The sequence below is a fragment of the Aeromonas sp. 1805 genome (assembly GCF_013085525.1).
Taxonomy (GTDB): Bacteria; Pseudomonadota; Gammaproteobacteria; order Enterobacterales; family Aeromonadaceae; genus Aeromonas; species Aeromonas hydrophila.
Window position 1 is genome coordinate 696263 of sequence record NZ_CP038515.1, and the last position, 26887, is coordinate 723149.

The 26887-nt window shown below is 60.4% G+C and carries 30 protein-coding genes and 1 pseudogene; 20 read left to right on the forward strand and 11 right to left on the reverse strand.

Going from position 1 to position 26887, the window contains the following annotated elements; translation table 11 throughout:
• The first annotated feature begins 9 nt into the window (after window positions 1-9).
• From sfsA to panC, 7 genes are all read left to right on the forward strand, one after another.
• Window positions 10-753, forward strand: a complete 744-nt coding sequence (sfsA, locus tag E5E96_RS03130) for a DNA/RNA nuclease SfsA (RefSeq protein ID WP_042065558.1) — start codon at window positions 10-12, stop codon at window positions 751-753.
• Window positions 754-872: 119 nt separating this feature from the next.
• Window positions 873-1322, forward strand: a complete 450-nt coding sequence (dksA, locus tag E5E96_RS03135) for an RNA polymerase-binding protein DksA (protein WP_005304459.1) — start codon at window positions 873-875, stop codon at window positions 1320-1322.
• A 113-nt stretch (window positions 1323-1435) separates the two neighbouring features.
• Window positions 1436-2344: a tRNA glutamyl-Q(34) synthetase GluQRS gene (gluQRS, locus tag E5E96_RS03140; protein WP_171281534.1), complete on the forward strand. Its 909-nt coding sequence runs from the start codon at window positions 1436-1438 to the stop codon at window positions 2342-2344.
• 144 nt (window positions 2345-2488) lie between these two features.
• The gene (pcnB, locus tag E5E96_RS03145) at window positions 2489-3988 is read left to right on the forward strand and encodes a polynucleotide adenylyltransferase PcnB (protein WP_017411017.1); all 1500 of its coding nucleotides are present in this window, start codon (window positions 2489-2491) and stop codon (window positions 3986-3988) included.
• 11 nt (window positions 3989-3999) lie between these two features.
• Complete coding sequence (folK, locus tag E5E96_RS03150) at window positions 4000-4509, forward strand: 2-amino-4-hydroxy-6-hydroxymethyldihydropteridine diphosphokinase (protein ID WP_171283199.1); 510 nt, start codon at window positions 4000-4002, stop codon at window positions 4507-4509.
• Window positions 4506-5300, forward strand: coding sequence for a 3-methyl-2-oxobutanoate hydroxymethyltransferase (gene panB, locus E5E96_RS03155; RefSeq protein WP_011707281.1), 795 nt, complete (start codon window positions 4506-4508; stop codon window positions 5298-5300). The genes folK and panB overlap by 4 nt, the downstream gene beginning before the upstream one ends.
• A 187-nt stretch (window positions 5301-5487) precedes the next feature.
• A complete protein-coding gene (gene panC / locus E5E96_RS03160) occupies window positions 5488-6345 on the forward strand; it encodes a pantoate--beta-alanine ligase (protein WP_171281535.1) in 858 nt (285 codons plus the stop codon).
• 64 nt (window positions 6346-6409) lie between these two features.
• Here the strand turns inward: panC and E5E96_RS03165 are convergent, their stop codons facing one another.
• From E5E96_RS03165 to hpt, 8 genes are all read right to left on the reverse strand, one after another.
• Entirely contained in the window at window positions 6410-6937 is a 528-nt protein-coding gene (locus tag E5E96_RS03165; RefSeq protein ID WP_171281536.1) for a rhodanese-like domain-containing protein, read from the reverse strand.
• Window position 6938: 1 nt separating this feature from the next.
• Window positions 6939-7361, reverse strand: a complete 423-nt coding sequence (locus tag E5E96_RS03170; RefSeq protein ID WP_253264700.1) for a MauE/DoxX family redox-associated membrane protein — start codon at window positions 7359-7361, stop codon at window positions 6939-6941.
• Window positions 7362-7423: 62 nt separating this feature from the next.
• On the reverse strand, window positions 7424-7684 hold the full coding sequence (locus E5E96_RS03175; RefSeq protein WP_017766300.1) for a DUF3343 domain-containing protein: 261 nt from the start codon (window positions 7682-7684) through the stop codon (window positions 7424-7426).
• Entirely contained in the window at window positions 7681-8463 is a 783-nt protein-coding gene (locus E5E96_RS03180) for an acyl-CoA dehydratase activase (RefSeq protein ID WP_171281538.1), read from the reverse strand. The genes E5E96_RS03175 and E5E96_RS03180 overlap by 4 nt, the downstream gene beginning before the upstream one ends.
• Before the next feature lie 9 nt (window positions 8464-8472).
• Entirely contained in the window at window positions 8473-9624 is a 1152-nt protein-coding gene (locus E5E96_RS03185) for a double-cubane-cluster-containing anaerobic reductase (RefSeq protein WP_060390747.1), read from the reverse strand.
• 234 nt (window positions 9625-9858) lie between these two features.
• Entirely contained in the window at window positions 9859-10632 is a 774-nt protein-coding gene (locus tag E5E96_RS03190; protein WP_005304632.1) for an ABC transporter permease, read from the reverse strand.
• Window positions 10629-11546 carry an ABC transporter ATP-binding protein gene (locus E5E96_RS03195; protein ID WP_043168096.1) on the reverse strand — a complete coding sequence of 306 codons (918 nt, stop codon included), beginning with the start codon at window positions 11544-11546 and terminating at the stop codon, window positions 10629-10631. The genes E5E96_RS03190 and E5E96_RS03195 overlap by 4 nt, the downstream gene beginning before the upstream one ends.
• A gap of 111 nt (window positions 11547-11657) precedes the next feature.
• Window positions 11658-12188: a hypoxanthine phosphoribosyltransferase gene (gene hpt, locus E5E96_RS03200; protein ID WP_024945753.1), complete on the reverse strand. Its 531-nt coding sequence runs from the start codon at window positions 12186-12188 to the stop codon at window positions 11658-11660.
• A 200-nt stretch (window positions 12189-12388) separates the two neighbouring features.
• On the opposite strand from hpt, the gene E5E96_RS03205 reads away from it, so the two are divergent.
• Window positions 12389-13003, forward strand: coding sequence for a TetR/AcrR family transcriptional regulator (locus tag E5E96_RS03205; RefSeq protein WP_011707289.1), 615 nt, complete (start codon window positions 12389-12391; stop codon window positions 13001-13003).
• A 74-nt stretch (window positions 13004-13077) separates the two neighbouring features.
• Here the strand turns inward: E5E96_RS03205 and E5E96_RS03210 are convergent, their stop codons facing one another.
• Window positions 13078-13689 (reverse strand): flavin prenyltransferase UbiX, encoded by a 612-nt coding sequence (locus E5E96_RS03210; RefSeq protein WP_011707290.1) that lies wholly within the window; start codon window positions 13687-13689, stop codon window positions 13078-13080.
• Window positions 13686-15056 (reverse strand): UDP-N-acetylmuramate:L-alanyl-gamma-D-glutamyl-meso-diaminopimelate ligase, encoded by a 1371-nt coding sequence (gene mpl / locus E5E96_RS03215; protein ID WP_171281539.1) that lies wholly within the window; start codon window positions 15054-15056, stop codon window positions 13686-13688. The genes E5E96_RS03210 and mpl overlap by 4 nt, the downstream gene beginning before the upstream one ends.
• A gap of 178 nt (window positions 15057-15234) precedes the next feature.
• Between mpl and ppa the strand changes: the two genes are divergently transcribed.
• Window positions 15235-15765, forward strand: a complete 531-nt coding sequence (gene ppa, locus E5E96_RS03220; RefSeq protein WP_011707292.1) for an inorganic diphosphatase — start codon at window positions 15235-15237, stop codon at window positions 15763-15765.
• Window positions 15766-15790: 25 nt separating this feature from the next.
• On the opposite strand, the gene E5E96_RS03225 is transcribed toward ppa, so the two are convergent.
• Window positions 15791-16153: a hypothetical protein gene (locus E5E96_RS03225; RefSeq protein WP_171281540.1), complete on the reverse strand. Its 363-nt coding sequence runs from the start codon at window positions 16151-16153 to the stop codon at window positions 15791-15793.
• 124 nt (window positions 16154-16277) lie between these two features.
• Here E5E96_RS03225 and E5E96_RS03230 point away from each other — a divergent pair, with 124 nt between their 5' ends.
• The 11 genes and pseudogenes from E5E96_RS03230 (at window position 16278) to E5E96_RS03280 (ending at window position 26887) form a co-directional block, all read left to right on the forward strand.
• A complete protein-coding gene (locus E5E96_RS03230; RefSeq protein ID WP_171281541.1) occupies window positions 16278-17156 on the forward strand; it encodes a hypothetical protein in 879 nt (292 codons plus the stop codon).
• A 257-nt stretch (window positions 17157-17413) separates the two neighbouring features.
• On the forward strand, window positions 17414-17956 hold the full coding sequence (locus E5E96_RS03235) for a YtfJ family protein (RefSeq protein ID WP_139750118.1): 543 nt from the start codon (window positions 17414-17416) through the stop codon (window positions 17954-17956).
• Between the two features lie 44 nt (window positions 17957-18000).
• Window positions 18001-18291 carry a hypothetical protein gene (locus E5E96_RS03240; protein ID WP_171281542.1) on the forward strand — a complete coding sequence of 97 codons (291 nt, stop codon included), beginning with the start codon at window positions 18001-18003 and terminating at the stop codon, window positions 18289-18291.
• Between the two features lie 35 nt (window positions 18292-18326).
• Window positions 18327-18929, forward strand: a complete 603-nt coding sequence (locus E5E96_RS03245; protein ID WP_171281543.1) for a DUF2796 domain-containing protein — start codon at window positions 18327-18329, stop codon at window positions 18927-18929.
• A gap of 4 nt (window positions 18930-18933) precedes the next feature.
• Window positions 18934-19623, forward strand: coding sequence for an ABC transporter ATP-binding protein (locus tag E5E96_RS03250; RefSeq protein WP_101616995.1), 690 nt, complete (start codon window positions 18934-18936; stop codon window positions 19621-19623).
• 76 nt (window positions 19624-19699) lie between these two features.
• Window positions 19700-20947 carry an ABC transporter permease gene (locus E5E96_RS03255; RefSeq protein ID WP_171281544.1) on the forward strand — a complete coding sequence of 416 codons (1248 nt, stop codon included), beginning with the start codon at window positions 19700-19702 and terminating at the stop codon, window positions 20945-20947.
• Between the two features lie 29 nt (window positions 20948-20976).
• Window positions 20977-21455, forward strand: a pseudogene (locus E5E96_RS03260) (DUF3299 domain-containing protein).
• Between the two features lie 139 nt (window positions 21456-21594).
• Window positions 21595-22461 (forward strand): TIGR03899 family protein, encoded by an 867-nt coding sequence (locus E5E96_RS03265; RefSeq protein ID WP_017411037.1) that lies wholly within the window; start codon window positions 21595-21597, stop codon window positions 22459-22461.
• Between the two features lie 263 nt (window positions 22462-22724).
• A complete protein-coding gene (locus E5E96_RS03270) occupies window positions 22725-24353 on the forward strand; it encodes a PAS domain-containing methyl-accepting chemotaxis protein (protein ID WP_171281545.1) in 1629 nt (542 codons plus the stop codon).
• A gap of 707 nt (window positions 24354-25060) precedes the next feature.
• Window positions 25061-25405 (forward strand): hypothetical protein, encoded by a 345-nt coding sequence (locus E5E96_RS03275; protein ID WP_171281546.1) that lies wholly within the window; start codon window positions 25061-25063, stop codon window positions 25403-25405.
• Window positions 25406-25822: 417 nt separating this feature from the next.
• Window positions 25823-26887 (forward strand): hypothetical protein, encoded by a 1065-nt coding sequence (locus E5E96_RS03280; RefSeq protein WP_171281547.1) that lies wholly within the window; start codon window positions 25823-25825, stop codon window positions 26885-26887.

Consider the following 26887-nt stretch of genomic DNA (forward strand, 5'->3'; position numbering starts at 1 on the left):
AGCCATACCATGATCTTCGATCCCCCCCTGCAATCCGGGCAGCTGATCTCCCGTTACAAGCGCTTCCTGACCGACGTGCAGCTCGACAACGGCGAGGTGATCACCATCCACTGCGCCAATACCGGCGCCATGACCGGCTGCGCCGAGCCGGGCACCCGGGTCTGGTACTCCACATCAAGCAACCCCAAGCGCAAGCTGCCCCACAGCTGGGAGATCGCCGAGAGCCCGGCTGGTCACTTCATCTGTGTCAACACGGCCCGCGCCAACCAGCTGGCCCGGGAGCTGATCGAGCAGGATGCCCTCGCCCCGCTGCGCGGCTATGCCAGGCTGCGCACCGAGGTGAAATACGGCGAAGAGAACAGTCGCATCGATCTGCTGCTGGAAGATGACCACCGGCCGGCCTGTTATATCGAGGTGAAATCGGTGACCCTGCTCGACGAGCGGGAGCAAGCCGGCATGGGCTACTTCCCCGATGCGGTCACCACCCGTGGCGCCAAGCACTTGCGTGAATTAATGGCCATGAAGGCGGCAGGCCACAGAGCCGTGCTGTTATTTATGGTTTTGCACTCCGGAATCGTGAGAATGCGCCCGGCAGCGCATATAGATCCGCACTATAGTCTGCTTATTGAGCAAGCAATTACGGCAGGGGTTGAAATTTTATGCTATCGACCCCATGTTGGGGTGCAGAGCATGGTGGCCCAAGATTTTATCCCGTTTGAATCTTGTCACCTGCTACCCGAGGGCAGCGAATAAATGTTGGAGTGGGTAACATTATTGGTACGGCTTGTTTGCCTCCAAGTTACCCTTCTGCTATAGATGTCGCCCTCAATTTATGGATGGCACGGGTAGCGTGCTGAATTAGGAGACAGGGCATGCCAACAGGCGAAAACAGGAAATCTCTGGGCCCCCTGGCCATTGCGGGTGTGGCGCCTTACCAGGAAAAACCGGGTGAGGAGTACATGAATGACCAACAAAAGGCACATTTTCGCAAGATCCTGGGAGCCTGGCGCAACCAACTGATGCAGGAAGTTGACCGCACCGTTGACCATATGAAGGATGAGGCTGCCAACTTTCCGGATCCCGTGGATCGCGCCGCGCAAGAAGAAGAGTTCGCTCTTGAACTGCGTACCCGCGACCGTGAGCGCAAGCTGATCAAGAAGATCGAGAAAACCTTGCTGCTGCTCGAAGACGATGACTTCGGTTACTGCGAACACTGCGGTATCGAGATCGGTATCCGCCGTCTGGAAGCCAGACCCACCGCCGACCTCTGTGTCGACTGCAAGACCCTGGCTGAAATTAAGGAAAAACAGATGGCCGGTTGATACCGACCTCTGGCATAACAGAAAAAAGGGAGCTCGCGGGCTCCCTTTTTTATTGAGCTTTTGGCCGGGTCGTCCCAGAATGCAGCCTCAATGTCCCGTTTGCCCGAATCCGCATGCCCGTGAATACCACCCCTTCATCCCAGACCCGCCCTTATATCGGCCGCTTTGCCCCCTCCCCCTCAGGCCCGCTTCACTTCGGCTCCCTGATCGCGGCGCTCGGCAGCTTTTTGCAGGCCAGAGCGCAGCAGGGGCGCTGGCTGGTGCGCATCGAGGATATCGATCCGCCGCGGGAGATGGCGGGTGCGGCCGACCTTATTCTCAAAACCCTTGAGGCATACGGTCTTGAGTGGGATGGCGAGGTGATGTTCCAGAGCGCGCGCCACGGCCGCTATGACGAGATCATCGAACAGCTCTACCGGGCGGGCGATCTCTACTGGTGCCGCTGTACCCGGCGCGAAATCATGGCGAGCGGCGGCTTTTACAACGGCCACTGCCGCACTTTGGGGCTGACGGCAGAGGGGTGCGCCGCCCGCCTGCGCCAGCACCACCCGGTGTACGATTTCGAGGATGGGCTGCAGGGCCGCATTGCGGTGCCGGCGGCGCTGGCCGAGGAAGATTTCATCGTGCGCCGGCGCGATGGCCTCTACGCCTACAACCTGGCGGTGGTGGTGGACGACATGGATTGCGGCATTACCGAGATAGTGCGCGGCGCCGATCTGCTGGAGCCGACGGTGCGCCAGATTGCCCTCTACCAGACCCTGGGCGCCCCCGTGCCCGCCTGGGTGCATCTGCCGCTGGCGGTGCAGGCCGACGGCCACAAGCTCTCCAAGCAGAATCACGCGCCAGCGCTGGCATCGGACGAGGTGCGCCCGGCCCTGTGGCAGGCGCTGCACTTTCTCGGCCAGTGCCCGCTCCCCGAGCTGATGGCAAGCCGGGTGGACGAGATCGTCGACTGGGGCATCGCCCACTGGCAGCTGGCCCGGGTGCCCGCCAGCGAGAAGATCCAGCTGGCTGATTACTGAATCGCGCAGGCAATTTTGGTTTGATTGAACGTAAATCGCCGCTGTTGGCCGTGATTTTACCGGGATGATCCGCTTCAAACGAGATCAATTGCCAGCACGGTTTTTCATTTGGTTAGGCGTGAGCTATGATAGGCCGCTATTTTTTTGGCCTCCCGTCAATTTGAAGTCATAACGAGGTGTACCATTTTTTCCCAGATCGCAAACTTTTGCCGCAAAGTGCTCGGCAAGGAAGACGGCGAGCAGTCGGCGGAGTCCCCCATTCCGGCCCGTGTCGCCGGACAACGTCGTACCTTGAGCCGTGACCAGCACCCGATTTCGCGCAAAGAGATCAGCGAGAATGCACTCAAGGTGCTCTATCGCCTGAACAAGGGCGGCTACGAAGCCTACCTGGTCGGCGGCGGAGTCCGGGATCTGCTGCTCGGGAAGACGCCCAAGGATTTCGACATCGCCACCGATGCGACGCCGGAGCAGATCAAGTCTCTGTTCAGCAACTGCCGCCTGATCGGCCGCCGTTTCCGGCTGGCCCACATTGTGTTTGGTCGTGACGTGATCGAAGTGGCCACCTTCCGCGGTCACCACCATCAGGTCAATACCAGCAAACATGTGTCGGCCCAATCCGATGAAGGCATGCTGCTGCGCGACAACGTCTACGGCACCATCGAAGAGGATGCCGAGCGTCGCGACTTTACCGTCAACGCCCTCTATTACAGTGCCAAGGATTTCACCCTGCACGATTTCGAGGGCGGGCTGGAAGACCTGGCCGAGCGCAAGCTGGAGCTCATTGGCGATCCCGAGACCCGCTACCGCGAAGATCCGGTGCGGATGCTGCGCGCCGTGCGCTTCGCCGCCAAGCTGGACATGACCATCAGCCCGCGCACCGCCGCCCCCATCAAGGAGCTGGCGCCGCTGCTGCAGGATATTCCGGCGGCCCGCCTGTTCGAGGAGACCCTCAAGCTGTTCCTGGCTGGCGATGGCCTGGCCACCTACAAGCTGCTGCGCGAATACGGCCTGTTCCAACAGCTGTTCCCGCAGGTGGCGGCGCTGTTTACTCCGCACGGCAACTCGCCCTACGAGCAGTTCATCGAGCAGGCGCTGATCGATACCGACACCCGGGTACGGGAAGACAAGCGCGTCACCCCCGCCTTCCTCTACGCCACCCTGTTGTGGGGCTGTGTCGAGGCCCGCGGCCGGGTGCTGGAGAACGAGAGCGGCCTGCCCTGGTATGACGCCTTCATGCTGGCGATCAACGAGGTGCTGGACAACCAGGTGCGGATCATCGCCGTTCCGCGCCGCTTCACCACCGATGTGCGCGACATCTGGGCCCTGCAGCAGCGGCTGACCCGCCGTCAGGGCCGCCACCCCGAGCGGGCCATGGAGCATCCCAAGTTCCGCGCGGCGTTTGATTTCCTGTTGCTGCGCAACCGGGTCGAGCGCGGTCTGGGCGAGCTGGCCAGCTGGTGGGAACGCTACGTGGAGTCCAATCCGGACGTGCGCCCGCAGCTGCAACGGGAGGCGACCCGCCGCCCGGCAAGCGGTGAGCGCGGTCAGGCCGGTGAGGCCCGCAGCAACGATGGCGAGAAGCGCAGCAGCAACAGCCGCAACCGTCGTCGCCCCCGTCGCCGCAAACCGAAAGCGGCCGAGTGACAACTGACGTGATGACCGAGGTCTTCATCGCCATTGGTTCCAACCTGTCTGACCCGGTCGGTCAGGCTCGTCGCGCCGTCGCCGCTCTGGCAAGGTTGCCGGAATCCGTGCTGGTGCAGGCCTCGTCGTTTTACAGCAGCCGCCCCATGGGCCCTGCTGACCAGCCGGACTACGTCAATGCCGTGGCCCGGCTCAACACCCGGCTGACGCCGCTGGCGCTGCTGGATCAACTACAAAGCATCGAGCTGGAACAAGGACGTGTGCGCAAGGATGAGCGATGGGGGCCGAGAACCCTGGATCTCGATCTGCTGCTGTTTGGCGATCAGATCATCAGGCATGAACGCCTCATCGTTCCTCATTACGGCATGAAGGAGCGGGAGTTCGTGCTGCTGCCCCTGGCCGAGATTGCACCCGCTCTGGTACTGCCTTGCGGCACCCCACTCGCAGAACTGGTTGCCCGCTGCCCGCACAATGATCTTGCCATCATTGCCCCCGGTGCAGACGAACAGGAGCCTCTATGAGCAAGATCACCACCACCAACCTGCTGAAGATGAAGCAGGAAGGCCAACGAATCACCGCCATCACCGCCTATGATGCCACCTTTGCCAAGCTGTTCGACGACGAGGGCGCCCACGTGCTGCTCATCGGCGACTCGCTGGGCATGGTGCTGCAGGGGGGTCAGGATACCCTGGGCGTCAGCATGGATGAGATGGTCTATCACACCCGTTGCGTGGTGCGCGGCACCACCAACGCACTGGTGGTGACCGACATGCCGTTCATGAGCTATGCCACCCCTGAGCAGACCTATCAGAACGCCGCCCGGCTGATGGCGGCCGGTGCCCGCATGGTGAAGATGGAAGGCGGCGACTGGCTGTGCGACTCCATTCGCCACCTGACCCGCAACGGCGTGCCGGTTTGTGGCCACCTAGGCCTCACCCCGCAATCCGTGCACGTATTCGGCGGCTTCAAGGTGCAGGGGCGCGACGAGTTCCAGGCTCAGGAGATCTATCGTCAGGCCCTCGAACTGCAGGCTGCCGGCATCCAGTTGCTGGTGCTCGAGTGCGTGCCCACTTCGCTGGCCGAGCGCATCAGCAAGGCGCTGCGCATTCCGGTGATCGGCATCGGTGCCGGCCCCGCCACCGACGGCCAGATCCTGGTGATGCACGATGCCTTCGGCATCACCTCCGGCTATGTGCCCAAGTTCACCAAGAACTTCCTGGCCGAGACCGGCGACATGCGCGCCGCCATCCGGCTCTATGTGAAGCAGGTGAGCGAGGGAACCTTCCCGGGCCCGGAACACTGCTTCAACTGATCCGATAGCGTGACGAGAGCGGGGGCCTGCGCCCCCGCTTCGCCCTCTGGTGCTGACTGAGCAACCCGTCTCTTGATGATTCATCCCAAGGTGACCTGTCGATGATGCTGCCCGTTGCCACTCCTCTCTTACTCATGCGGGCCCATACCGCCCGCCTCTCTTTGATCTTTTCGAAGGTGAACTGCTGATGTTGGTCGTTAACAATCCCGCCGCTCTGCGTGAACAGATCGGCCAATGGCGCCGTGACGGGCTCACAATCGCATTCGTGCCCACCATGGGCAATCTGCATCAGGGCCACCTGACCCTGGTGAAGGAGGCGCACAGCCACGCCGAGAAGGTGGTGGTCAGCATCTTCGTCAACCCGATGCAGTTCGACAAGGCCGAGGATCTCGCCAACTACCCGCGCACCCTGGAACAGGACTGCGCCGCGCTGGAAACGGCCGGGGTAGACATGGTGTTCACGCCGACGCCGGAGATCATGTATCCGCAGGGGCTGGCCAGCCACACCTTCGTCGAGGTGCCGGGCCTCTCCGGTCTGCTGGAAGGGGCGCTGCGCCCGGGTCACTTCCGCGGCGTCAGCACCGTGGTCACCAAGCTGTTCAATCTGGTACAGCCGGATGTGGCCTGCTTCGGCCAGAAGGATTTCCAGCAGCTGGCGCTCATTCGCAAAATGGTGACCGACATGGCGATGCCCATCCAGATCGTCGGCGTGCCCACCGTGCGGGCCGAGGACGGGCTGGCGCTCTCCTCGCGCAACGGCTACCTGACCGCGGCCGAACGGGCCCTGGCCCCCGAGCTGGCGCGCACCATGAACTGGATCGCCGAGCAGATCGAAGCGGGTGATCACCACCTGCCCTCCCTGGTGGCCCAGGCCAGCCAGCGCCTCGACAACGCCGGTTTTCGCACCGACGCCATCGACATCGTCGATGCCGCCAACCTCGAAGCTGCCACCGACCAGAGCGAGCAGCTGGTGATCCTGATGGCTGCCTATCTGGGCAAGGCCCGCCTCATCGACAACCGGGTGGTGGCGTTGGCCCGCCCCTGAGCCGCAGCGCCACTGACAACAAAGCCCGCATGCGCGGGCTTTGTTGTTTCTGAGCGTTTCCTGCCTACTCGGCGGTGACCGGGTAACCCGCCCCTTTCCAGGCGAAGATGCCGCCCGGCACCCGATAGACCTGCTGATAGCCCTGGGTGACCGCCCATGCAGCCCCGTTGTGGCTACGACCGCACTTGACGAAGCCGCAGTAGAACACCACCGGACGGGTCTTGTCGTCTCCCAGCAGGGCCAGCAGCTGCTCGGGTGTGCCGCTCCCCTCGACGATCTGGCTCCAGTCATCCCCGGATTTGGCCTCCTTCACGAAGGCAAAATTCTTGGCCCCCTGGATGTGCTCCTTCTTGTAGGAGTCCTCAAGCGGCATGGTGTCGATGATCACCAGCGCCTCGCCTTTATCCATCCGGGTCTTCAGCTCCGCCACGGTCAGCAGCTGATAGCCACCCTGCTGGGTCTCCTGGGAGAGCTGTACCGCCGCCTGCTCCAGCTTGGTCTCCTGCTCGAACTGGTTGTCACCACAGCCACCGAGGGCAAAGCTGGCCGCAATCAGCGCGGCCATCAGGGTGCGGGATTGCAATCTCATCATGTCACTGCTCCTTTGGAACGGTAAAAACGGGGCGGGAGTGACGCAGCAAGGCGCCCGCAAGCATCAACAGCAGCAGATCCCGCAAGAGGGCCTGTGGCAGCGAGCCGAGATCAGCCCTGCCAAGACAGCCGCAAGAGATGTCGAGCTCGATGGCGATGCCATAGCCCAACACCGGAATAAACAGGGCCAAGAGGGCCACCACCAACCAGAGCCCCCAGCGCCGGTTGGCGATCACCGCAAGCCCGGCGCAGAGCTCCAGCCCGACAAGCCCCCAGACGGCAAGGGGAATGAACGGCGACCAAAGCAGGCCGAAGGCGCCGATCTGCTCGGCGAACAGGTCCGGTGCCGCCAGCTTGAACCCGGCGGATACGACGAAGAATCCCCCCAGCGCCAACCTGGCCAGCACCCGCAGATACACGGCCATGGGATAGTTCTTTATCATCCATGCCCCCCACTGCCAACTCCCCGACCAGGCGTCATCATGCCCTAGTCGGCGGCCGGATAGCGGGCCAGTTCGCAATACTCACCGTCTTCGTCACAACGAAAAACGGCGGCGGTTTCGCCACTCTGGCACCACTGCTGCCACTCCTCGGGCGGGCAGTGCAGGCGGATGGCGAGGCCACAGCCGGCGCTGAGCCGGCGCGGTACGTCGCAGACCCGAAACGGGTGGGGCTGCTGCTCCAGCCGCTTGCGTAGCCTGACCGTGCCGAGGGTGGAGTGGAACAGGTAGAGGAACTCTGCGTTCATGACTTGCCTCCCGTGCGGGCACGCGCACCGAACAGGGCCGCCCCCAGCGCACCGGCAAACTGGGCGTCCGGGTGGGTGGCCACGTCGCAGCCCAATCCTTGCGCCAGATAGTGTCGGAAGGTGGCGCAGTGGCTGACGCCGCCGGTAAAGAGCACGGTCGGCCTGGCGCCGAGGCGGCCGATGAAGTTGGCACTGCGCCGGGCCATGGAGCGGACGATGCCGGCCAGGATCGACTCGGCGGGAATGCCCGCCGAGCGCAGGCTGATCGCCTCCGACTCGGCAAACACGGTGCACATGCTGCTGATGTCGTGGGGATCGGCCCCTTGCAGCAGCTCGTCAAGCTGCTCGACCCGCGCCCCCAGGGTGCGGGTGATCACCTCGAGAAAGCGGCCGGTACCGGCGGCGCACTTGTCGTTCATCAGAAAGTCGGTGAGGTTGCCCTCGCCATCGAGCTGGATCACCTTGCTGTCCTGGCCGCCGATGTCGATGACGGTGTGTACCGACGGGCAGAGCAGGCGCGCCCCCAGCCCGTGGCAGGAGATCTCGGTGACCCGCCGATCGGCGAACGACGCCAGATCGCGGCCATAACCGGTCAGGGTCAGATGGGGGCGCTCTGGCAAATCGGCTGAGAGCGTCTCCCAGCCTTGCTCGATGGCAGCCAGCGGGCGAAAGGGGGTCGGCACCAGAAAACGGCGGACGATGCGCCCGCCATCCCTGTGGTCGAACAGGATCCCCTTGGTCGCGGTGGAGCCCGAGTCAATCCCGATGGAGAGTGACACTGCGCCTCCTCACAGCATTTCGATAAAGGCAGCCAGCCGGGTGGCCAGTTGTCCCTTGTCGGCGCTGGAGTAGTCGGTCTCCACCGCCATGTAGGGGATGCCGTGGCGATCGCGCACGTGGCGCTTGATGGCCAGCGACTCCACCGCATAGGTGTGACAGGCCTGCAGGATCACGTCGATCACCCCGTCCGCCTGATACTCCTCCACCATCTGGCTCAGCAGATTCATGCGCTGATGGTTGGGGGAGATGCAGGAGCAGCCGATGGCCAGATACTTGTCGGTCAGCGCATCGAACAAGTCGCCCTCCTCGCTGACGCACTGCTCGGTCGCCTTGGCGCCGGTGCAGTTCTCGTAGCCTACCACCCAGCCGCCGTGCTCCTCGATGAGACGCACCACCTTGTCGGCCGCACCACCGATGGGGCAGCCGGTGATGAGGATGCGCGGGCGGGCATCGAGCCGCTTGCCCTCGGCATACTCGGCCTTGATGCGGCGGGTCATCTCCTGCAGCTCGCTGATGAGCTGCTCCTTGTCGAAGCGGAAGGTGGCGCCATAGACCACCTTGAGGATGTCGGTGCCGCTCAGCGCCGGCGGGTTGAGCTGGCCCAGCCGGTAGAAGTCGGCCAGCGCGCGGCGCTCGCGGTTTTTCAGCACGATGGCGTCGCGCAGCGCCTGCTCGCTGATGGGGTTGCCGAACTGCTGCTCCAGCAACGCCTTGAAGCGAACTATTTCGCTGCGCCACAGGGTGCGGGAGGCCTCGTCATCGGCGCGGTTGGGCAGCTGCATCACGTGCACCGGTTTGAACTCGGCCATGTACTCGTACATTTTCTTCTTGCCGTCGCAGGTGGTTTCTCCCACCACCAGATCGGAGAAGTAGAAGTAGGGGCACTTGTCGGTCTTGCCGAAACCGTAGCTGCTCTTGATCAGCGGGCAGAGGTTGCGGGGCAGGTCTTTCTCGGCCTCCTCGATGGTCTCGTCGCTGGTGGAGCAGAGCGATACCACCACGGCGCCGGCAGCCATCGCCACCTCCTGCGGCATGAAGGTACAGTAGGTGCCGACCAGGGGGATCTGTCGCTCCTTGAGTGCCATCACGGCCAGAAAGCCCTGACGGCGGGCATCTGAAAAACTGTCAAAAATGGCTGGCAACTCGGTGATCAGTGACATAGGCGATCCTGCCCTGGTGAGAAAAAGAAGAGACGGAGGATCTCCATAGTGCAGACCTTCCAACCGCGGGAATTATACCTTTGGGGGTAATCTGAAAATTGCGGTGGATCACAAGGTGTCAGATAAAACCTTGATAATAGGGTGGTTATTAACCCTGTACGAGATGGGGTCAGCGCAGGAAAGGGAAAAGAGGCGACAAAGAAACGGGCACCCCAGGGTGCCCGTTGCATTGCATCAGTGGCGCAGCCCGGTGCCGCGGGAGATGAGCCACCAGGCCAGACCGTAGAGGGCCACGATGAAGCCGATGATGATGAGATAGGCGGTGCCGAGCGGCACGTCGGAGATCCCGAGGAAGCCGTAACGGAACGCGTTCACCATGTAGATGATCGGATTCACCTGGGAGACCCCCTGCCAGAAGGGTGGCAGCAGGCTGATGGAGTAGAACACCCCGCCGAGGTAGGTGAGCGGCGTCAGCACGAAGGTGGGGATGATGCTGATGTCGTCGAAGGTCTTGGCAAACACCGCGTTGATGAGGCCGCCCAGCGAGAAGAGGATGGCGGTCAGCAGCACGGTGAAGCAGACGCTGAAGAGGTGGTGGATCTGCAGCGGCACGAAGAACAGCGACACCAGGGTGACGATGAGACCGACGCAGAGGCCGCGCGCCACGCCACCGCCCACGTAGCCGGCGATGATGACGTAGTTGGGCACCGGCGCCACCAGCAGCTCCTCCACGTTGCGCTGGAACTTGGCGCTGAAGAAGGAGGAGGCGACGTTGGAGTAGGAGTTGGTGATCACCGACATCATGATGAGGCCGGGCACGATGAACTCCATGTAGCTGAAGCCCCCCATGTCACCGATGCGGCCGCCGATGAGGTTGCCGAAGATGACGAAGTAGAGGCTCATAGTGATGGCGGGCGGCACCAGGGTCTGGATCCAGATCCGGGTGAAGCGGCTGATCTCCTTGGCCAGAATGCTCTTGAAGGCGATGTAGTAAGTGGTCAGGTTCATGCTTTTCTCCCCTCCTCGACCAGGGTGACGAACAGCTCTTCCAGTCGGTTGGCCTTGTTGCGCATGCTCAATACCTGCACCTGCTGGCTCGACAGCTGCTCGAACAGGCTGTTGAGGGACTGGCTCTTGTCCAGATCCACCTCCAGGGTGCGTTCGTCCTGCATGCGACCGTTGAACTCGGGCACGTTCGGCACGGCGGAGCCCGGCGCCAGATCCAGCATGAAGGTCTCGCGGCCCAGCTTGCCCAGCAGATTCTTCATGCTGGTGTTCTCAATCAGGCGGCCCTTGTCGATGATGCCGATGTTGCGGCACAGCATCTCGGCTTCTTCCAGATAGTGGGTGGTGAGGATGATGGTGACGCCCTGCTCGTTGAGATCCTTGAGGAAACTCCACATGGAACGGCGGATCTCGATGTCCACCCCGGCGGTCGGCTCATCGAGGATCAACAACCTGGGTTCGTGCATCAGGGCGCGGGCGATCATCAGCCGGCGCTTCATGCCACCGGAGAGAGTGCGGGCCGGCATGTCGCGCTTGTCCCACAGGTCGAGCTGGCGCAGGTACTTCTCGGCACGGATCTTGGCCTCGGCCCGCGGCACACCATAGAAGCCGGCCTGATGGGTGACTATCTGGATCACCTTCTCGAACTGGCTGAAGTTGAACTCCTGCGGCACCAGCCCGAGCTGGGCCTTGGCCTCTTCCAGGTGAGTGTCGATGTCATGGCCGAACACCTTCACCTTGCCGGCGCTCTTGTTCACCAGCGAGCTGATGATGCCGATGGTGGTGGACTTGCCCGCCCCGTTGGGTCCGAGCAGCGCGAAGAAATCCCCCTGCTTGACGGTGAGATCGATGCCTTTAAGGGCTTCGACGCCCCCCTGATAGGTCTTTTTCAGGCCGCTGATTTCCAGTGCGTTCATTGCAACCCCTGTGATGGCGCATCCCATCTCGAGACAGAAAAGGCGGCCAAGGCCGCCTGCAGACAGAAAATGGCGCTCTGCCACCTCGCCCGTGATATTCCTGAACCTTGCTTACTCTTGCGGTACTACCTTGCCGATGAACTTCAGATTGCGGTACTTCTGGGCATAGTCGATGCCACAGCCCACCACGAATTCATCGGGAATGGAGAAACCGATCCAGTCTACCGGCACCTGCACTTCGCGGCGGGACGGCTTGTCCAGCAGGGTGCAGATGGCCAGGGATTTCGGCTCGCGCAGAGAGAGGATCTCGCGCACCTTGTTGAGGGTGTAGCCGGTATCGATGATGTCTTCGACGATCACCACGTCCTTCCCTTTGATGTCGTCATCCAGATCTTTGAGGATGCGCACGTCACGGGTGCTGTGCATGCCGGAGCCATAGCTGGAGGCGGTCATAAAATCCAGGGTGATGGGCAGCTGGGACTGGCGGCACAGGTCGGCCAAGAAGATGCAGGAACCACGCAGCAGGCCGATCATGACCACTTCGTCAGAGCCCTGATAACGGGCGGTGATCTCTTCACCCAATTTGGCGATCCGGGCGGCGACTTCAGCCTCGGAGATCATCACCTCGACAGTGTGTTTCATCACTTACTCCATAATGGCCAAAGCGAATTTGGCCGTTCATTAACGTCAAAACCGATGATTCTACCATTCAAGCCGAAGGGCGTCAGGCATACGTGATGCTTTTATCGGCTTATTTTAATTGATAGAGTTAGCAGGCCCTCGGGCATTATCGGTGACAATACTATAAACACCATAATCAATAACTATTAGATGAAAAAACTATGGAACCACGCGCAGAAATAAGACGTCGAACCCGGCTTTCGCCGGAGGCCCGACGCAATCAATTGATGGAATGTGCCATCGAGGTGTTCTCCCGTCGCGGCATTGGCCGTGCGGGTCACGCCGAAATCGCAGAACAGGCCAAGGTCTCGGTTGCTACCGTGTTCAACTATTTCAACACCCGTGAAGAGCTGGTGGATGAAGTGTTGGCCGAGATCGAACGTTTCGTGCATCAGATGCTGGAACAGGCCTACACCGGCCAGGGCCCGGTCAGCGACAGTATTCGCCGCCACGTGAAGCTGTTTGTCGACGCCGCCTACGATCAGCCTGACCACGCCAGCATCTGGCTGGAGTGGAGCTCATCGGTGCGGGAAGAGGTCTGGCCCCGTTACGCCAAGCTGCTGGACAAGGCACTGGAGCGCATTGCACCCCACCTGCAACGCGCCATGGATGCCGGCGAGATCCAGAGCGTGCTGTCCGCCCAGGACCTGGCCCGCTCCCTGACCGGTTTTGGTTACGTCATGATGCAGATGATCAATCAGCCACAACGCCCTGACCGGGAAGAAGTGACCGATTTTCTGTTCAAGTACGTGACGGCCCCGATCCAGGCAGCCTAACCCGCTCCGTCAAAATAAAGCGGCGCCGAACTGTTCAGGTCGGCGCCGCTTTTGTTTGTCCGCTATCTCTCGTCTCACCCTTTGGCGTAGCCCCAGCGGCGGGTCAGATCATGCTCGATCCCCAGATGGTCGAGGATCCTCGCCACCATGAAGTCCACCAGATCCGCGATGCTCTTTGGCTCATGATAGAAGCCCGGCGCCGCCGGCATGATGGTCACCCCGAGCCGCGCCAGTTTCAGCATGTTCTCCAGGTGGATCGCCGAGAAGGGGCTCTCGCGGGGCACCAGGATCAGCTGGCCGCGCTCCTTGATCACCACGTCCGCCGCCCGCTCCAGCAGGTTGTCGGAGGTGCCGTTGGCAATGGCAGAGACGGTCCCCATTGAGCAGGGGCAGACCACCATCTGTCTGGGCGCCGCCGAACCGGAAGCCACCGGCGAGAACCACTCCTCCTTGCCGCAGGCCACTATCTGTCCCTCGCTGGCGCCATATTGACGACAGAGATAGGCAGAGAGCTCTTTGGGCGAGCCGGGCCACTCCTGCTGCTGCTCGGTCTTGAGCACCACACGAGCCGCCGAGGACGCGAGCAGGTAGACCCGATAATCCGCCTGCACCAGGCATTCCAGCAGGCGCAGGGCATAAGGGGCGCCGGAGGCGCCGGTCAGCGCCAGGGTGATCGCTTTGTTCATAGCTGGCCGTGATAGTCCTTGAGGCGGGCGATCAGCTTGTCATGAATGCCGCCGAAGCCACCGTTGCTCATGATCAGAATATGATCGCCATCGCGGCACTCGGCCACCAGCCGGTTGATCAGAGTCTCCAGATCGTTGAACACCTTGGCCGGTCGGGTCATGTGGGCGGTCACCTCGCCGAGATCCCAGCCGATGTTGGGCGGCTGGAAGAAGAACACCTCGTCGGCGCCATCGAAGCAGCCGGCCAGCTCCTCCTTGTGGACCCCCAGCTTCATGGTGTTGGAGCGGGGCTCCAGCACCGCCAGGATGCGGGCCTTGCCCACCTTGGCGCGCAGTCCGCCGAGGGTGGTCTCGATGGCAGTGGGGTGATGGGCGAAGTCGTCATAGACGCTGATGCCGGCTACCTCGCCTTTGAGCTCCATCCGTCGCTTGGGGGACTTGAACTGGCAGAGGGCTGCAATGCCGTGCTCCACCATGACACCGGCATGGCGGGCGGCGGCGATGGCCATCAGGCCGTTGTTGACGTTGTGCTCGCCGATGCACTCCCAGTGCACTTCGCCCTGCTTCACGCCGTCCAGCCACACCTCGAAGGCGGAGCCGTCGTCGGCCAGCTTGACCGCCTTCCACTGGGCGTCGTCCTGACCCACCAGCTCCACTTCGCTCCAGCAGCCCATCTTGCGCACGGCAGCCAGGTTTTCGTCCCCCTTGGGGAAGAGCACCCGGCCGTTGCTCGGCACGGTGCGCATCAGGTGGTGGAACTGACGCTGGATGGCGGCGAGATCCGGGAAGATGTCCGCGTGGTCGAACTCCAGGTTGTTCATCACCAAAGTGCGCGGGTGGTAGTGAACGAACTTGGAGCGCTTGTCGAAGAAGGCGCAGTCATACTCGTCCGCCTCGATGACGAAGAAGGGGGCGGAGCCGAGACGGGCGGAGACCGGGAAGTTGCCGGGCACGCCGCCGATGAGGAAACCGGGCTCCAGCTTGGCGTATTCGAGTACCCAGGCCAGCATGCTGGCGGTGGTGGTCTTGCCGTGGGTACCGGCGACGGCCAGCACCCAGCGATCCTGCAGCACGTGCTCCAGCAGCCACTGGGGGCCGGAGATGTAGGGCAGATTGCGGTCCAGCACATACTCCACACAAGGGTTGCCGCGGCTCATGGCATTGCCGATCACCACCAGATCCGGCGCCGGATCGAGCTGGGAAGGGTCATAGCCTTCGGTCAGTTCGATGCCCTGTTGCTCGAGCTGAGTACTCATGGGGGGATAGACGTTGGCATCCGAACCGGTCACCCGGTAACCAAGCTGTTTTGCCAACACCGCCAGACCACCCATGAAGGTGCCGCAGATCCCGAGGATGTGAATGTGCATACCGCTGCCTTTTCCAGTAAAGGGAGTGCGCATTCTAGCAAGGTGACGGCAATTTGGCAGACCCAAGCTGTGCGGTATCCACCAACTCTGTCGCAGTGGCCCTGAAATATGGTCATTTGACGCGACATCGCTATAATATCGGCCTGCAAACTTGACTCCAACACTCAAAGGAAACGTCATGAGCCTGAACCTGGTCCCGGCTGGCAAGAGCCTGCCCGACGACATCTACGTCATCATCGAAATCCCGCAGAATGCCGACCCGATCAAATACGAAGTCGACAAGGACAGCGGTGCCATCTTCGTCGATCGCTTCATGTCTACCCCGATGTTCTACCCGTGCAACTACGGTTACGTGAACGCTACCCTGTCTCTGGATGGTGATCCGGTCGACGTGCTGGTGCCGACTCCCTACCCGCTGCTGGCCGGCTCCGTCATTCGCTGCCGCCCGGTTGGCGTGCTGAAGATGACCGACGAATCCGGTGAAGATGCCAAGATCGTGGCCGTTCCTCACTCCAAGCTGACCAAGCAGTACGATCACATCAAGGATGTGAACGACCTGCCCGAGCTGCTGCGCGCCCAGATCCAGCACTTCTTCGAGCGCTACAAAGAGCTGGAAGCAGGCAAGTGGGTCAAGGTTGAAGGCTGGGGCGACAAGGCCGCTGCCGAAGCTGAGATCATCAGCTCTGCCGAGCGTTACGCTGCCAAGTAAGCGTATCTCTCGTGAAAAAGGCGCCTCAGGGCGCCTTTTTTATGGGCTGTTGCGGGCGCTGACCCGGCGTCACATCGGCAGGATCCCCCTGGATATAGATGTCGCGCCCATCCTGTCGATAGGACCGATAGTAGTCTCCCCCACAGCGATAGCTGCCATCCTGATCGCTCATCAGCTCGCAGTTCACCGGCAGCACCTCCAGCCACTTGATGGCCTGCCGGAAACGCAGCCACTCCTGCCACTCATGCTCCCGCGCCAGCTTGTCCCGCAGGGCAAAGGTATCCGCGCTGGACATCCCCTGGTTGACGATGACCGGCCCCGCCGCGGCCGGCAAGGTGGCCAACAGCAGCAACAATGTTGTGATTCGCTTCATGACGGTTTCCTGCATGACTTATTTCCAGAATTAAATTAAAAGCCCGATCAATCTGTTATCAAAATCACAAATGCCAGACTCATCCAAAATCGGCCAGCTCACCTAGTTGTTTATTATCACCCCGAGCAGGATGCACATCATGAAACTGGCACAAGGTCTGTTGTTGAGTCTAGTGTTCGCGTCCATGGCCGGGGCCAACGAGGTCACCCTGAGCTGGCAGTGGCAATCGGCCGACGGCCAGCAGAAGCATCTGCTACTGAACACGGATGAGCGGGTCATCTCCGCCAGCCGCCACGAGATGAGCCTGCTCGATGCCTCCCTCAACTATCCGCTGGAGACCCTCTACTCCTACATCAGCCCGCGGCTCTACAACAGCATCAACCTGATCAATCAGACCAGCCCCGAGACCGCCACCAAGTTTCGCAATCTGGAGCAGGCCTTCACCCTGCACGACGACAGCATGGAGTCGACCCTGTTCTGGCAGGCCTACCAGCAATATCAGGACGATGCCTTCTATCAGATGCGGGTGGTGCCCTGCGTGCATCCCGCCAATCGCAAGCTGCCCTGCGTGCGTCCCAACTATTCGCAGTTGTTCTACCAGTTCAAGGGCGACCTGAGGCCATTGGCAAAACAGTTCCTGGCCAAGGATCTGGCCACCAGCGTCGGCCTGCTGCAGGAGTGGCTGAACGGCATTCCTACCCCGCCCGAGCAGATGGACCACTTCGCGCCGCCGCTGCAAGCCTTGCAGAGCAACAAGGCTGACAGCGACGAGAAGGCGCTGCTGATGGCCAGCCTGCTGGCCGAGCTGGCCCCCCAGTACATGCTCAGCATCATCTACCCGAACATCAGCATCGGTAGCGTCTCGCCGGCCTGGCTCGCCATTACCGCCGACAGCGGCCTGAAAGGGGATACAGTGGTGATCGGCAATCAGCGCCACGTTCTGCTGACCGGCTCGCCCCTGCTGGCCCAACAGATGACCATGGCCAAGATCCCGCTGGTAAGCGAACCGCTCTACTGAGCTCTCCCCCTCACCTCCAGTCTGGCTGCTGGCCGCAGCCAGACTCCTCAAACCAGTTGATAAGCAATTGATTTTTATCGACTGCATGCCATCCTAGCCGCCTTTGCCAGCCAGGCCCCGTGCTGGCGGGCAGGCAAGCGGGCCAATCACACGTTTATTTAACACTTCTTAAACAGATCCGATCAGTTTAGGATGAGTACTGCCCCATTCCCTCAATGCAAAAATCGTTATAACATAACAAAAGGAGTGTCATCAGGATGAAACATCTCGTACTTACTCTGGCGCTGCTGCCAACCTTGGCCCTGGCTCACAACATCAAGGAGTCGACCCAGGTGCCGCTGGTCAACATCAGCGACAAGGGTGAACTGGTTCTGAAAGAGAAAGAGATCAGCTATCAGCCCTGGCAAAGCAAGGTGCTGGCCGGCAAGGTCTTTCTGATCCAGCACATCGCCGGTCGTTCCAGCGCCAAGGAGCTCAACGCCCCCATGATCGAAGCGATCAAGGCGGCCAAGCTGCCCCATGACAAGTACCAGACCGTCACCATCATCAACAGCAATGACGCCATCTGGGGCACCTCGGGCTTTGTGAAGAGCAGTGCCGAGGACAGCAAAAAAGAATTCCCCTGGTCCGCCATGGTGCTGGATGCCAAGGGCATGGCCCGCAACGCCTGGGATCTGGCGCCGGAAAGCTCGGCCATCATCCTGCTGGACAAAGAGGGCAAGGTGCTGTTTGCCAAAGATGGCCAGCTCGATGCCAACAATATCGCTACCGTGATGGGGCTCATCAAGTCCCATCTCTAAGTCAGAGAGAAGGGGCGCTGATGACGCCCCTTTGATAGGGGTCTATGGGTCGTACCAAGCTGAAAATCTGGTTGCTGCTGCTGGGCTGGTTGTGGTTGCAACCGGTGCTGGCACAACATCCGCTGGAAGCCGACCTGCCCGGCCACAACCACGCCTGCGTCCTCTGCGCCCTGCATCTGGATGGCAAGCTGGCACTCACCCCAACCCTGGTCATCCCGTTTTCACAAGTGGTCATCGGCAAGCTCGTTGATGCCGCCTTGCCCAAACCTCATGCCACCCCGTCAGGCCAGTGCCGCATTCGCGCGCCGCCACTGCTTCATCGCTTATCCGGCTAAATCCATTTTTCAATTAATTTTTCAAAGGATTAACGATGAAAGCAGTCACCCTGTTACTGGCGGCCGCCGCATTTGGCGTGCAGGCAAACCACGATGAACACGACAGTCACGGCCACGGCGCCCACGAGCACGGCCACGGTCACCTCAATCTGGTGCTCGATGGCAACCAGCTGATGATCGAGCTGCAGGCCCCCGCCGCCGATCTGGTGGGCTTCGAGCACGCCGCCAAGAGCGACGAAGAGAAGGCGCAATACGCCAAGGCCATGACTCAACTCAAGCAACCCGATGCCCTGTTTCGCTTCGACCCGGCCGCCGGCTGCAAACTGACCCAGCAGGAGCTGCAGGCCGCCAAGGAAGACCACGACCATGACCATGACCATGACCATGACCATGACCATGACCATGACCACCAGAAGTCTGACGGCAAGCACGACGAACACCAACACGACGACGCTGGTCACGCCGACATGGGCGCCATGTACACCTACACCTGCGCTACCCCGGCCAAGCTGACCGGACTGGAGGCCACCCTGTTCAGCGTCTATCCGAGCCTGGAGAAGTTGAGCGTGCAAGGCATACTGCCCAGCGGCCAGACCGCAGCCGAGCTGACCCCCTCCGCCAACAAACTGAGCTGGTAACGCCATGAAAAATGCCGTGGTTGAGATCCGCGATCTGGCCTTTGCCTGGCCGGGTCACGAGGTTGTACTCGATCTGCCCGCTCTCACCATCAGCAAAGGAGAGCGGGTGTTCATCAAGGGACCGTCGGGCTCCGGCAAGTCGACCCTGCTCGGCCTGCTGGCCGGGATCCAGACCGCCAACCACGGCACCCTGGAGGTGCTGGGCCAGCCGCTGGCCCGGCTCTCTGGCCGTGCCCGTGACCACTTCCGGGCGGCCAATCTGGGTTACATCTTCCAGCAGTTCAACCTGCTGCCGTTTTTATCCGTGCAGGACAACGTCACCAGCGCCCTCACCTTCTCCCCCGAGAAGCGGGCCCGGCTGCAGGGCAGCCCGGCCGACGAGGCGCGCCGCCTGCTGCGGGAATTGCAACTGCCCGAGGAGGCGCTGCACAGACCCGTCCATGCCCTCAGCATCGGCCAGCAGCAACGGGTGGCCGCCGCCCGCGCGCTCATCGGCTCACCGCCGCTGGTGATCGCCGACGAGCCCACCTCGGCCCTCGATACCGACAACCGGGCCGCCTTCATCAAGCTGTTGTTCGAGGAGTGCGACAAGCAGGGCTCGACCCTGGTCTTCGTCAGCCACGACCCCTACCTCGAACCGCTCTTCCCGCGGGTGGAAAACCTGCAACAACTGAACAGGAGGGCCGCATGCTGATCCCCCTTCCTCACTGCATCGCCCCGCTCAACGCCAGGCGCCCCCATGCGGCACGACCACAAAACCGGAGGGCATCATGCTGAAACTCGCCCTGCAAAGCCTCTGGGCCCGCCGCCTCACCGCCGGGCTCACCCTGCTGGCCGTCGCCATCAGCGTCACCCTGCTGCTCGGGGTGGAGCGAGTGCGCAACCAGGCGCGCGAAAGCTTCGCCAATACGGTGTCGGGCACGGATCTCATCGTCGGCGCCCGCTCCGGCCAGGTGAACCTGCTGCTCTACTCGGTGTTTCGCATCGGCAATCCCACCAACAACGTGGGCTGGGATGCCTATCAGGCCATCAAGAACCAGCGCGGCATCGCCTGGACCATCCCGCTTTCCCTTGGCGACTCCCACAAGGGGTTTCGCGTGCTTGGCACCAATGGCGACTACTTCACCCACCTGAAGTACGGCCAGCAGCAGGCGCTGGACCTGCGTGAAGGGCGAGCATTCGACACGCCGTTCGAGGCGGTGCTCGGCGCCCAGGTGGCCGAGAAGCTCGGTTATCACCTGGGGCAGTCCATCGTCATCGCCCACGGCGCCGGCAACACCTCGTTCAGCCAGCACGATAACCTGCCATTCAAGGTGGTGGGGATCCTGGCACCGACCGGCACCCCCATCGATCGCACCATCCACGTGCCGCTGGCCGGCATCGAGGCGATCCACCTGGGCTGGGACACCGGCCGTCACAGCAAGAACGTGACCGCCGAGCAGGCGCTGGCGCAGGATCTCACCCCCAAGACCATAACCGCCTTCATGGTGGGGCTCAGCAACCGGATATTGGCGTTCCAGCTGCAGCGCAGCGTCAACACCTACCGGGGTGAGCCGCTGATGGCGATCCTGCCGGGGGCCGCCCTGCAGGAGTTGTGGAGCCTGATGAGCGTGGCGGAGACGGCGCTGTCGGTGATCGCCGGTTTTGTGGTGGTGGCGGGCCTCATCGGCATGCTGACCACCCTGCTGGCCGGCCTCAACGAGCGGCGCCGGGAGCTTGCCATCTTGCGATCCCTCGGTGCCGGCCCCGCCCACCTGTTCCTGCTGCTGGCGCTGGAGGCGATGGCCCTCACCACCGCCGGCATCGCGCTCGGGGTGGCGGTGCTCTACCTGGGGCAGGGGCTTGCCACCCCTTGGCTGCTCAGCCACTATGGCCTGCAATTGAGCCTGGGGCTGCCGAGCGCCCACGAGTGGCTGCTGCTGGGGCTGGTCTGGCTGGCCGGCATGGTGATCGGCCTGTTGCCCGCGGCCCGCGCTTATCGCTACAGCCTGAGCGACGGCATGAGCATTCGCGTCTAGCCAGACGCCCATAAAAACGAGAAGGACAGATGATGAAGTGGAAAATTGTGGCGCTGCTGGCCGCCCTGCTGGCGCTGCCGGCCATGGCCGTGGAGTACAAGACCATCGACTGGGATGTGCTCATTCCCGCCGGTGAAAAACTGCTGCCGCCCCCCAGGTCAGCCACGACGGCAATCTTGCCTCGGTGCCGCAGCCGGTGGGCGGGGTCAACCAGAAGCTGGACAACCAAGAGGTGCGCATCCCGGGCTTCGTGGTGCCGCTGGAGGGGGATGCCAAGAAGATCACCGCCTTCCTGCTGGTGCCCTACTTCGGCGCCTGCATCCATGTGCCGCCTCCGCCCACCAACCAGGTAGTCTACGTGAGCTACCCCAAGGGGGCGCCGGTGGACGACCTGTGGGACGCCATCTGGGTGAAGGGCAAGATGCGCACGGTCAGCTCCAGCCACGAGATGGCCACCGCCTCCTACTCCATGGAGGCGGTCGAGGTGAGCGTCTACGAAGAGCAGTAACCAGCCACACACGGCCTCCCTCGGGAGGCCGTTTTGTTATCCGCGACGACCAGATCCCGGCCGGCCCCTGCCTGAGGGATTGCCCGCCATCCCGGTTGGAGTAACATTCAAGGCTAGACCTTGCGATCACGGAGCCAGCATGGCTGACCTGCCCCCGCCCAAGAAAGAGAGTTCCATCCTGAGCAGCCAGGAGCAGACCCTGCGCCTGGCCCGCAGCCGCGGTATCGACGGCATGCTCACCCGCAACAGCGACAGCACCTTCGAGCAGCGCGCCACCTTTCGCCAGCTGGCGGATCAGGCCGCCCGCCAGCGCAACCTGGAAGCCATCATGGTGATGGCCTCCCGCCACTGCGAGGAGACGGCCGCCGGCGGCGAGATGGACAGCGACTGGCTGACCCGCTTCCTGCAACTGGCGGAAGACATCAGCATGGTGCCCATGCAGCAGCTGTGGGGCCGCATCTTCGCCATCGAGATCGCCACCCCGGGCCGCTTCTCCATCCGGGCGCTCTCCACCCTCAAGGAGATGACCCAGCGCGAGGCCCAGCTGTTCCAGCGCATCTGCTCCCTCTCCTGCCACTATGTGGGCAGCGACGAACAGCGGCTGCTGCTGGGGCTGCACAAGGGGGCCAGCCTGCTCAGCCGGGCCCGGGTGACCCGGCTCGGCCTTGGCAAGTACCGCATCCCCTACAACGCCCTGCTGCAGCTGTTCGAACTCGGCTTGCTGCACCGGGGCGAGCTGGAGTCCGGCCCGCTGCCCGCCGACGGGGTGGAGCTGGAGTTCGGCGATCAGCGCTGGCGCCTGCAGCGTAAGCAAGCCAACATCACCCTGCTCTACTACCGGCTGACCCCGGTCGGCAACGAGCTAGCCCAGCTGCTGCAAGAGCCGCCGCTGGAAGAGTACCTGCAGGATCTGAAAACCGTGCTGGTGCAGGGACTGCAGATCGAGACCATGATGCTGACCCCGCCCGCCGGGCCTGAGCCTGCCCCCGTCGACCCTGCCCCCTGATCCCCTGGAGCCCGCCCCCGGGCTCCGTTGTTTCGCGCACCGCCGCAGCATCTTGCGAAATATCGACCAGCCGTTGCCAAAACGGTTCTCGAAATGCGAATCCTTCTCCATTTCGCTGCCAATAATTGCCCTCCTGGCTGAGCCAGGCTGACTCGTTTCACCTTCATCACCCACTATTCACAAAATAATCATCAATCTCTGCGTGCTGGCTTATGACTTGCATTTGCCATGCATCTTTCCAGCAACCCTGTTCCGGAGCCACCATGAGAATCAATCAACCCGTTACCCAGCGCGAACGCCTCTATCCGGAGCACCAGAGCCTGATCTCCACCACGGATCTGGAGAGCCACATCACCTATGCCAACGACGAGTTTTGCCATATCGCCGGCTTCAATCTGGAGGAGCTGCAAGGGGAGCACCACAACCTGGTGCGCCACCCGGATATGCCCAAGCAGGCCTTCGCCGATCTCTGGCACCATATTCGGGCCGGCAAAAGCTGGATGGGGCCGGTGAAGAATCGCTGCAAGAATGGCGATCACTACTGGGTCAGCGCCTTCGTCACGCCGATCAAGGATGCCCACGGCAAGGTGGTGGAGTATCAATCGGTGCGTACCGCCCCCAGTGAGGAGATCAAGCAGCGGGCCGAGCGTATCTATGCCGGGCTGCGCGCTGACAAGGCCCCGCTGGCGCTCAGGCTGCCGACCTTCTCCCACACCCTGGCGATCGGGCTCTGCCTGCTGCTGAGCCTGACGGCCATGGTGGCGCTGGGCTATCAGCAGGCTGCGCTCTGGCAGCTGGCACTGGCGGCCATACCGCTGCTGCTGGCAGCCATGATCAACCATGCCCTGGCCCGTCGCCTCGGCAAGCTCGACAAGATGGCCCGCAGCCGTTTCGACAACCCGCTGATGCAACTGCTCTACACCAACAAGGTCGACAACATCGCCGCCATCGAGCTCGCCATGTTGATGAATCAGGCCGAGTTCAACGCGGTGCTGGCGCGTACCCAGCAGACCTGCAGCCGGATCCTGCGCTCGGCCGAAGGCGATCTGCGCAATGCCGAGTCCATCACCAGCAACCTGCAGCAACAACAAGCCGAGACCAATCAGGTCGCCACCGCCATCACCCAGATGGCCGAGTCGATCCACGAGGTCTCCCACAGCTCCACCGCCGCCTCCGGCCTGCTCGATGAAACCGCCGAACTGTTCCGGGAGGGCAACCGCAGCGTGCAGGAGACCATAGGGGCGGTCGAGGGGATGCACAGCGAGCTCACCACCTCAAAAACGGTGATCCACACTCTGGCGGCACAATGCCGGGACATCGACGGCATTCTCGATGTCATCAACAGCATCGCCAACCAGACCAATCTGCTCGCCCTCAATGCAGCCATCGAGGCAGCCCGAGCCGGCGAGGCGGGCCGCGGCTTCTCGGTGGTGGCGGACGAGATCAGATCCTTGGCCATCAAGACCCAGTCCTCCACCGGCGAAATCCAGAAGATGATCACCCTGCTGCAGGCCAGTGCAGGCAATGCCGAACTGGCGATGGAGAAAGGGGGGGCGCTCTCCGCCAGCTGCCAGCAGAAGGCCTCCGCCACCGGCACCATACTGCAGCAGATCAACAGCATGTTGCAGCAGGTCGCCTCCGGCAGCAGCCAGATAGCCCAGGCCGTGCAGGAGCAGTCCCAGGTCACCGCCGACATCGATCGCAACGTGCTCAGCATCAAGACCCTGGCCGATGACTCAAGCCTAGGCAGCCAGCATGCCGTACAGGGCATCAACCAGCTGGTGCGGCAACTGAGCGAACTGGACCGGCTGGTACGCCAGTTCCAGCAGCAGCCCGCCACCTGGCCAACCAGCGCCGCCCTGACCAACGGTCAACCCCTGCTGGCCCGCTAAGCCTTCGCGGAAGAGATCAGACCTAAGACCGTGCGCTAATACAAAAAAGCATGAGCCCCGTCTCGTCAGAGACGGGGCTCATCGACATTATGAGGTCCCGAGATCAGGCCCCGATCCGCAATCCATCGAGCGGCCCATCCACCCGTGCCACCACCGGCTTGACCTTGCCACTCTCACCATGGCAGCTGAGCAGTACCTCACTCAACAGGGTGCTCGCCTCGATTTCACTACTCTGCTCTGATGCGCTGCCAATGCAGAGATACCCATCACCAACTTATTAATAAATTTGTTGATCTTGCCCAGAAAACGCCCCTCTGCCGCTTCTCTCCCCAGCCCCGTTCGGTAACACTGCCACTTGGTAAATGTCTCGTTGGAGTCACCCATGAGCCAGACCAGAGCAACACCGTAGGTAAAAAGCAGCAGACTGGAGGCTGAAATTCAGGGGCGGTAGCGTGGTTTTTGTAGGTTGGCACAGAGCTTAGCAAAGCCCAACATATGAGATATTATTTTGTTCCAAGCAAGGTAGTTCGCAAGATCGTCAGACATGGTGGCTATAGCTAGCCAAATTCTTCTGTATAGAGAGAAGACATTGAGAAATATCACAGTAATTAGTGGGGCTTGGAAGATCACTAACTCGTCATTCGAGAAATATACGTATCGAACCCCCTCAATTTTACTTTATGCAACTAAACTAACTCAGGTGACCGATGAAATTTATTGATGCCAAGAAAGAACTACTTCAGATACTGCAAGACGCAGATACACGGTTTATTTCTGCATATCAAATTTGTATGACCATTGAGACAAAATTTCCAAAGCTATGGAATTTGATTCAAAGCGAGTACGGCACCGCTACAGGGAATCCAACTATGGGGGCTGGAGCAGGACAATATTACTCACCAGCCTCATTTGTTTCACAAGCCCTTGAATACTTCAGCAAGACCCTTAATGAAATTAAAAAAGAATACTTAACTTGCGAGGGTGTGACCTTTAGCAATATAGAACCAGGTTACACCGGAAACGTTGTAGCTATATGGGCATGGCAAGAGTAAAAATAAAGTAACACATGGTCAGGTCTTTCGTTGCGATTAATGGGGATGACTAAAGTCTATCCTTAACAAAACATTATATTTTTGTAGTGATGGGAAAGGAAGAAAGTGGTAGCGAAGCCCAACATACGAGCATGATCACCTCAACCAAAGCTGAATAAATATGGATTGGGTCGAGCGGTAACACAAATGTGCAGATACGTTTCGCGGTAAACGTTGGGCTTCACTACGTTCAGCACCAACTTACGATTTTTAGCCCAACATACGAGATGGATTATGAACGAAAGACTAAAACCCAATGGGCTAGGAATTCGCCACAGAGAAGAGCTCTAACAATTAGTTCAAGTTGCTCGCCCTGGACCGCGATCCGCGGCCCCTAACCAAACATTATGTTATTCATATCTGAGAGAGAAAATGGCAATGGAAGATATTGATAGGCTAAATGCAGAGTGGATTTCCTTAAATGCTTTCAGAGGGTTAACCAAAATCGCCTCTGGCGGAGATATGGTGAAATCTACTTATGACAACGCCTTGCAGCTTGGCGGAGAGGTCTATCCTGAATTGCTTGGAGATGAGGTCAGCTTGCTCAAAAGAGAACGAGAAAGTGATACGACGAAAGAGTACAGGCAGAAGGCTGAGTTATGCTCCATCAGGGATGGAAAGAAAGTCCTAGCTTTTGATTTGGTTTCTTCAGATATAATTGAATACGAAGGTCTTTTGTCAATAGCTGAGGGCCAGAAAAACAATCAGAAAGTTGATCAGTTGAAGAGGAAGCTTGCGCAGTTTTATAAGTCCAAGAAAGAACTTGACCCAGAAGATCATAGCGAAAACCAGCTAATATTTAGAGATGCCTATAATGTCTCAAGGGTTATACCCAGCATTGCCAGTGGTCATGGGCATAGAGATTTTGAGCTGCCAAGCGGTAGAGTGCTAAGGCTAAGAGTTCTTCACCCTGATAGGGTAGAGCATATAACTGGGGCAGATCTAATTTATGAACGACATCACCTTAAAAATGAAACGGTTTCTGTCGTAGCGGTACAGTATAAAATTTGGAAAGATCGAAAACTATATTTGTCTGATGATCGCATGCTGGATCAGATTGATAAAATGAGAAGTTTCTTATGCGATAAAAGGATATGTGAAGCTGCCAAGGATGATCATGGATATAGATTTCCTTGCTGCTCTGCTTTTATCAGACCAACAGACAAGTTGCAAAAAGCTGACCAAAAATTCCTCTCAACTGGAGAGCATCTTCCAATTTGTAAAATTGACGAATGTGCAACAATTGGTGATCGTGGCGGAAGAAAACTTGAATATGATAAAATAAAAGAAATATCTCTTTCTAGTGAAATATTTGAGTTTTTATTTAACAAAGGAAAAATTGGATCTCGAGAAATGACATATTCTGAGTTGACCGCGCTTTACAGCCACTTCCTAGAGGATGCTTCGAGAGAACGAGTTATTGTCTATGCTCAGGAAGTCTAA

Bases quoted from the DNA above. Each gene is read 5' to 3' on its own strand.
- E5E96_RS03245 (WP_171281543.1), top strand. From the start codon at position 18,327: ATGAAAGCAGTCACCCTGTTACTGGCGGCCGCCGCATTTGGCGTGCAG.
- E5E96_RS03250 (WP_101616995.1), top strand. From the start codon at position 18,934: ATGAAAAATGCCGTGGTTGAGATCCGCGATCTGGCCTTTGCCTGGCCG.
- E5E96_RS03185 (WP_060390747.1), bottom strand. From the start codon at position 9,624: ATGTCACTGATCACCGAGTTGCCAGCCATTTTTGACAGTTTTTCAGAT.
- E5E96_RS03255 (WP_171281544.1), top strand. From the start codon at position 19,700: ATGCTGAAACTCGCCCTGCAAAGCCTCTGGGCCCGCCGCCTCACCGCC.
- E5E96_RS03195 (WP_043168096.1), bottom strand. From the start codon at position 11,546: ATGAACGCACTGGAAATCAGCGGCCTGAAAAAGACCTATCAGGGGGGC.
- E5E96_RS03280 (WP_171281547.1), top strand. From the start codon at position 25,823: ATGGAAGATATTGATAGGCTAAATGCAGAGTGGATTTCCTTAAATGCT.
- E5E96_RS03170 (WP_253264700.1), bottom strand. From the start codon at position 7,361: ATGGCCGTGTATCTGCGGGTGCTGGCCAGGTTGGCGCTGGGGGGATTC.
- E5E96_RS03230 (WP_171281541.1), top strand. From the start codon at position 16,278: ATGAAACTGGCACAAGGTCTGTTGTTGAGTCTAGTGTTCGCGTCCATG.
- dksA (WP_005304459.1), top strand. From the start codon at position 873: ATGCCAACAGGCGAAAACAGGAAATCTCTGGGCCCCCTGGCCATTGCG.
- E5E96_RS03190 (WP_005304632.1), bottom strand. From the start codon at position 10,632: ATGAACCTGACCACTTACTACATCGCCTTCAAGAGCATTCTGGCCAAG.
- E5E96_RS03225 (WP_171281540.1), bottom strand. From the start codon at position 16,153: ATGCAGGAAACCGTCATGAAGCGAATCACAACATTGTTGCTGCTGTTG.
- mpl (WP_171281539.1), bottom strand. From the start codon at position 15,056: ATGCACATTCACATCCTCGGGATCTGCGGCACCTTCATGGGTGGTCTG.
- folK (WP_171283199.1), top strand. From the start codon at position 4,000: ATGACCGAGGTCTTCATCGCCATTGGTTCCAACCTGTCTGACCCGGTC.
- E5E96_RS03275 (WP_171281546.1), top strand. From the start codon at position 25,061: ATGAAATTTATTGATGCCAAGAAAGAACTACTTCAGATACTGCAAGAC.
- E5E96_RS03240 (WP_171281542.1), top strand. From the start codon at position 18,001: ATGGGTCGTACCAAGCTGAAAATCTGGTTGCTGCTGCTGGGCTGGTTG.
- panB (WP_011707281.1), top strand. From the start codon at position 4,506: ATGAGCAAGATCACCACCACCAACCTGCTGAAGATGAAGCAGGAAGGC.
- E5E96_RS03165 (WP_171281536.1), bottom strand. From the start codon at position 6,937: ATGATGAGATTGCAATCCCGCACCCTGATGGCCGCGCTGATTGCGGCC.
- E5E96_RS03265 (WP_017411037.1), top strand. From the start codon at position 21,595: ATGGCTGACCTGCCCCCGCCCAAGAAAGAGAGTTCCATCCTGAGCAGC.
- ppa (WP_011707292.1), top strand. From the start codon at position 15,235: ATGAGCCTGAACCTGGTCCCGGCTGGCAAGAGCCTGCCCGACGACATC.
- E5E96_RS03210 (WP_011707290.1), bottom strand. From the start codon at position 13,689: ATGAACAAAGCGATCACCCTGGCGCTGACCGGCGCCTCCGGCGCCCCT.
- E5E96_RS03270 (WP_171281545.1), top strand. From the start codon at position 22,725: ATGAGAATCAATCAACCCGTTACCCAGCGCGAACGCCTCTATCCGGAG.
- hpt (WP_024945753.1), bottom strand. From the start codon at position 12,188: ATGAAACACACTGTCGAGGTGATGATCTCCGAGGCTGAAGTCGCCGCC.
- panC (WP_171281535.1), top strand. From the start codon at position 5,488: ATGTTGGTCGTTAACAATCCCGCCGCTCTGCGTGAACAGATCGGCCAA.
- E5E96_RS03205 (WP_011707289.1), top strand. From the start codon at position 12,389: ATGGAACCACGCGCAGAAATAAGACGTCGAACCCGGCTTTCGCCGGAG.
- gluQRS (WP_171281534.1), top strand. From the start codon at position 1,436: ATGCCCGTGAATACCACCCCTTCATCCCAGACCCGCCCTTATATCGGC.
- E5E96_RS03175 (WP_017766300.1), bottom strand. From the start codon at position 7,684: ATGAACGCAGAGTTCCTCTACCTGTTCCACTCCACCCTCGGCACGGTC.
- E5E96_RS03235 (WP_139750118.1), top strand. From the start codon at position 17,414: ATGAAACATCTCGTACTTACTCTGGCGCTGCTGCCAACCTTGGCCCTG.
- sfsA (WP_042065558.1), top strand. From the start codon at position 10: ATGATCTTCGATCCCCCCCTGCAATCCGGGCAGCTGATCTCCCGTTAC.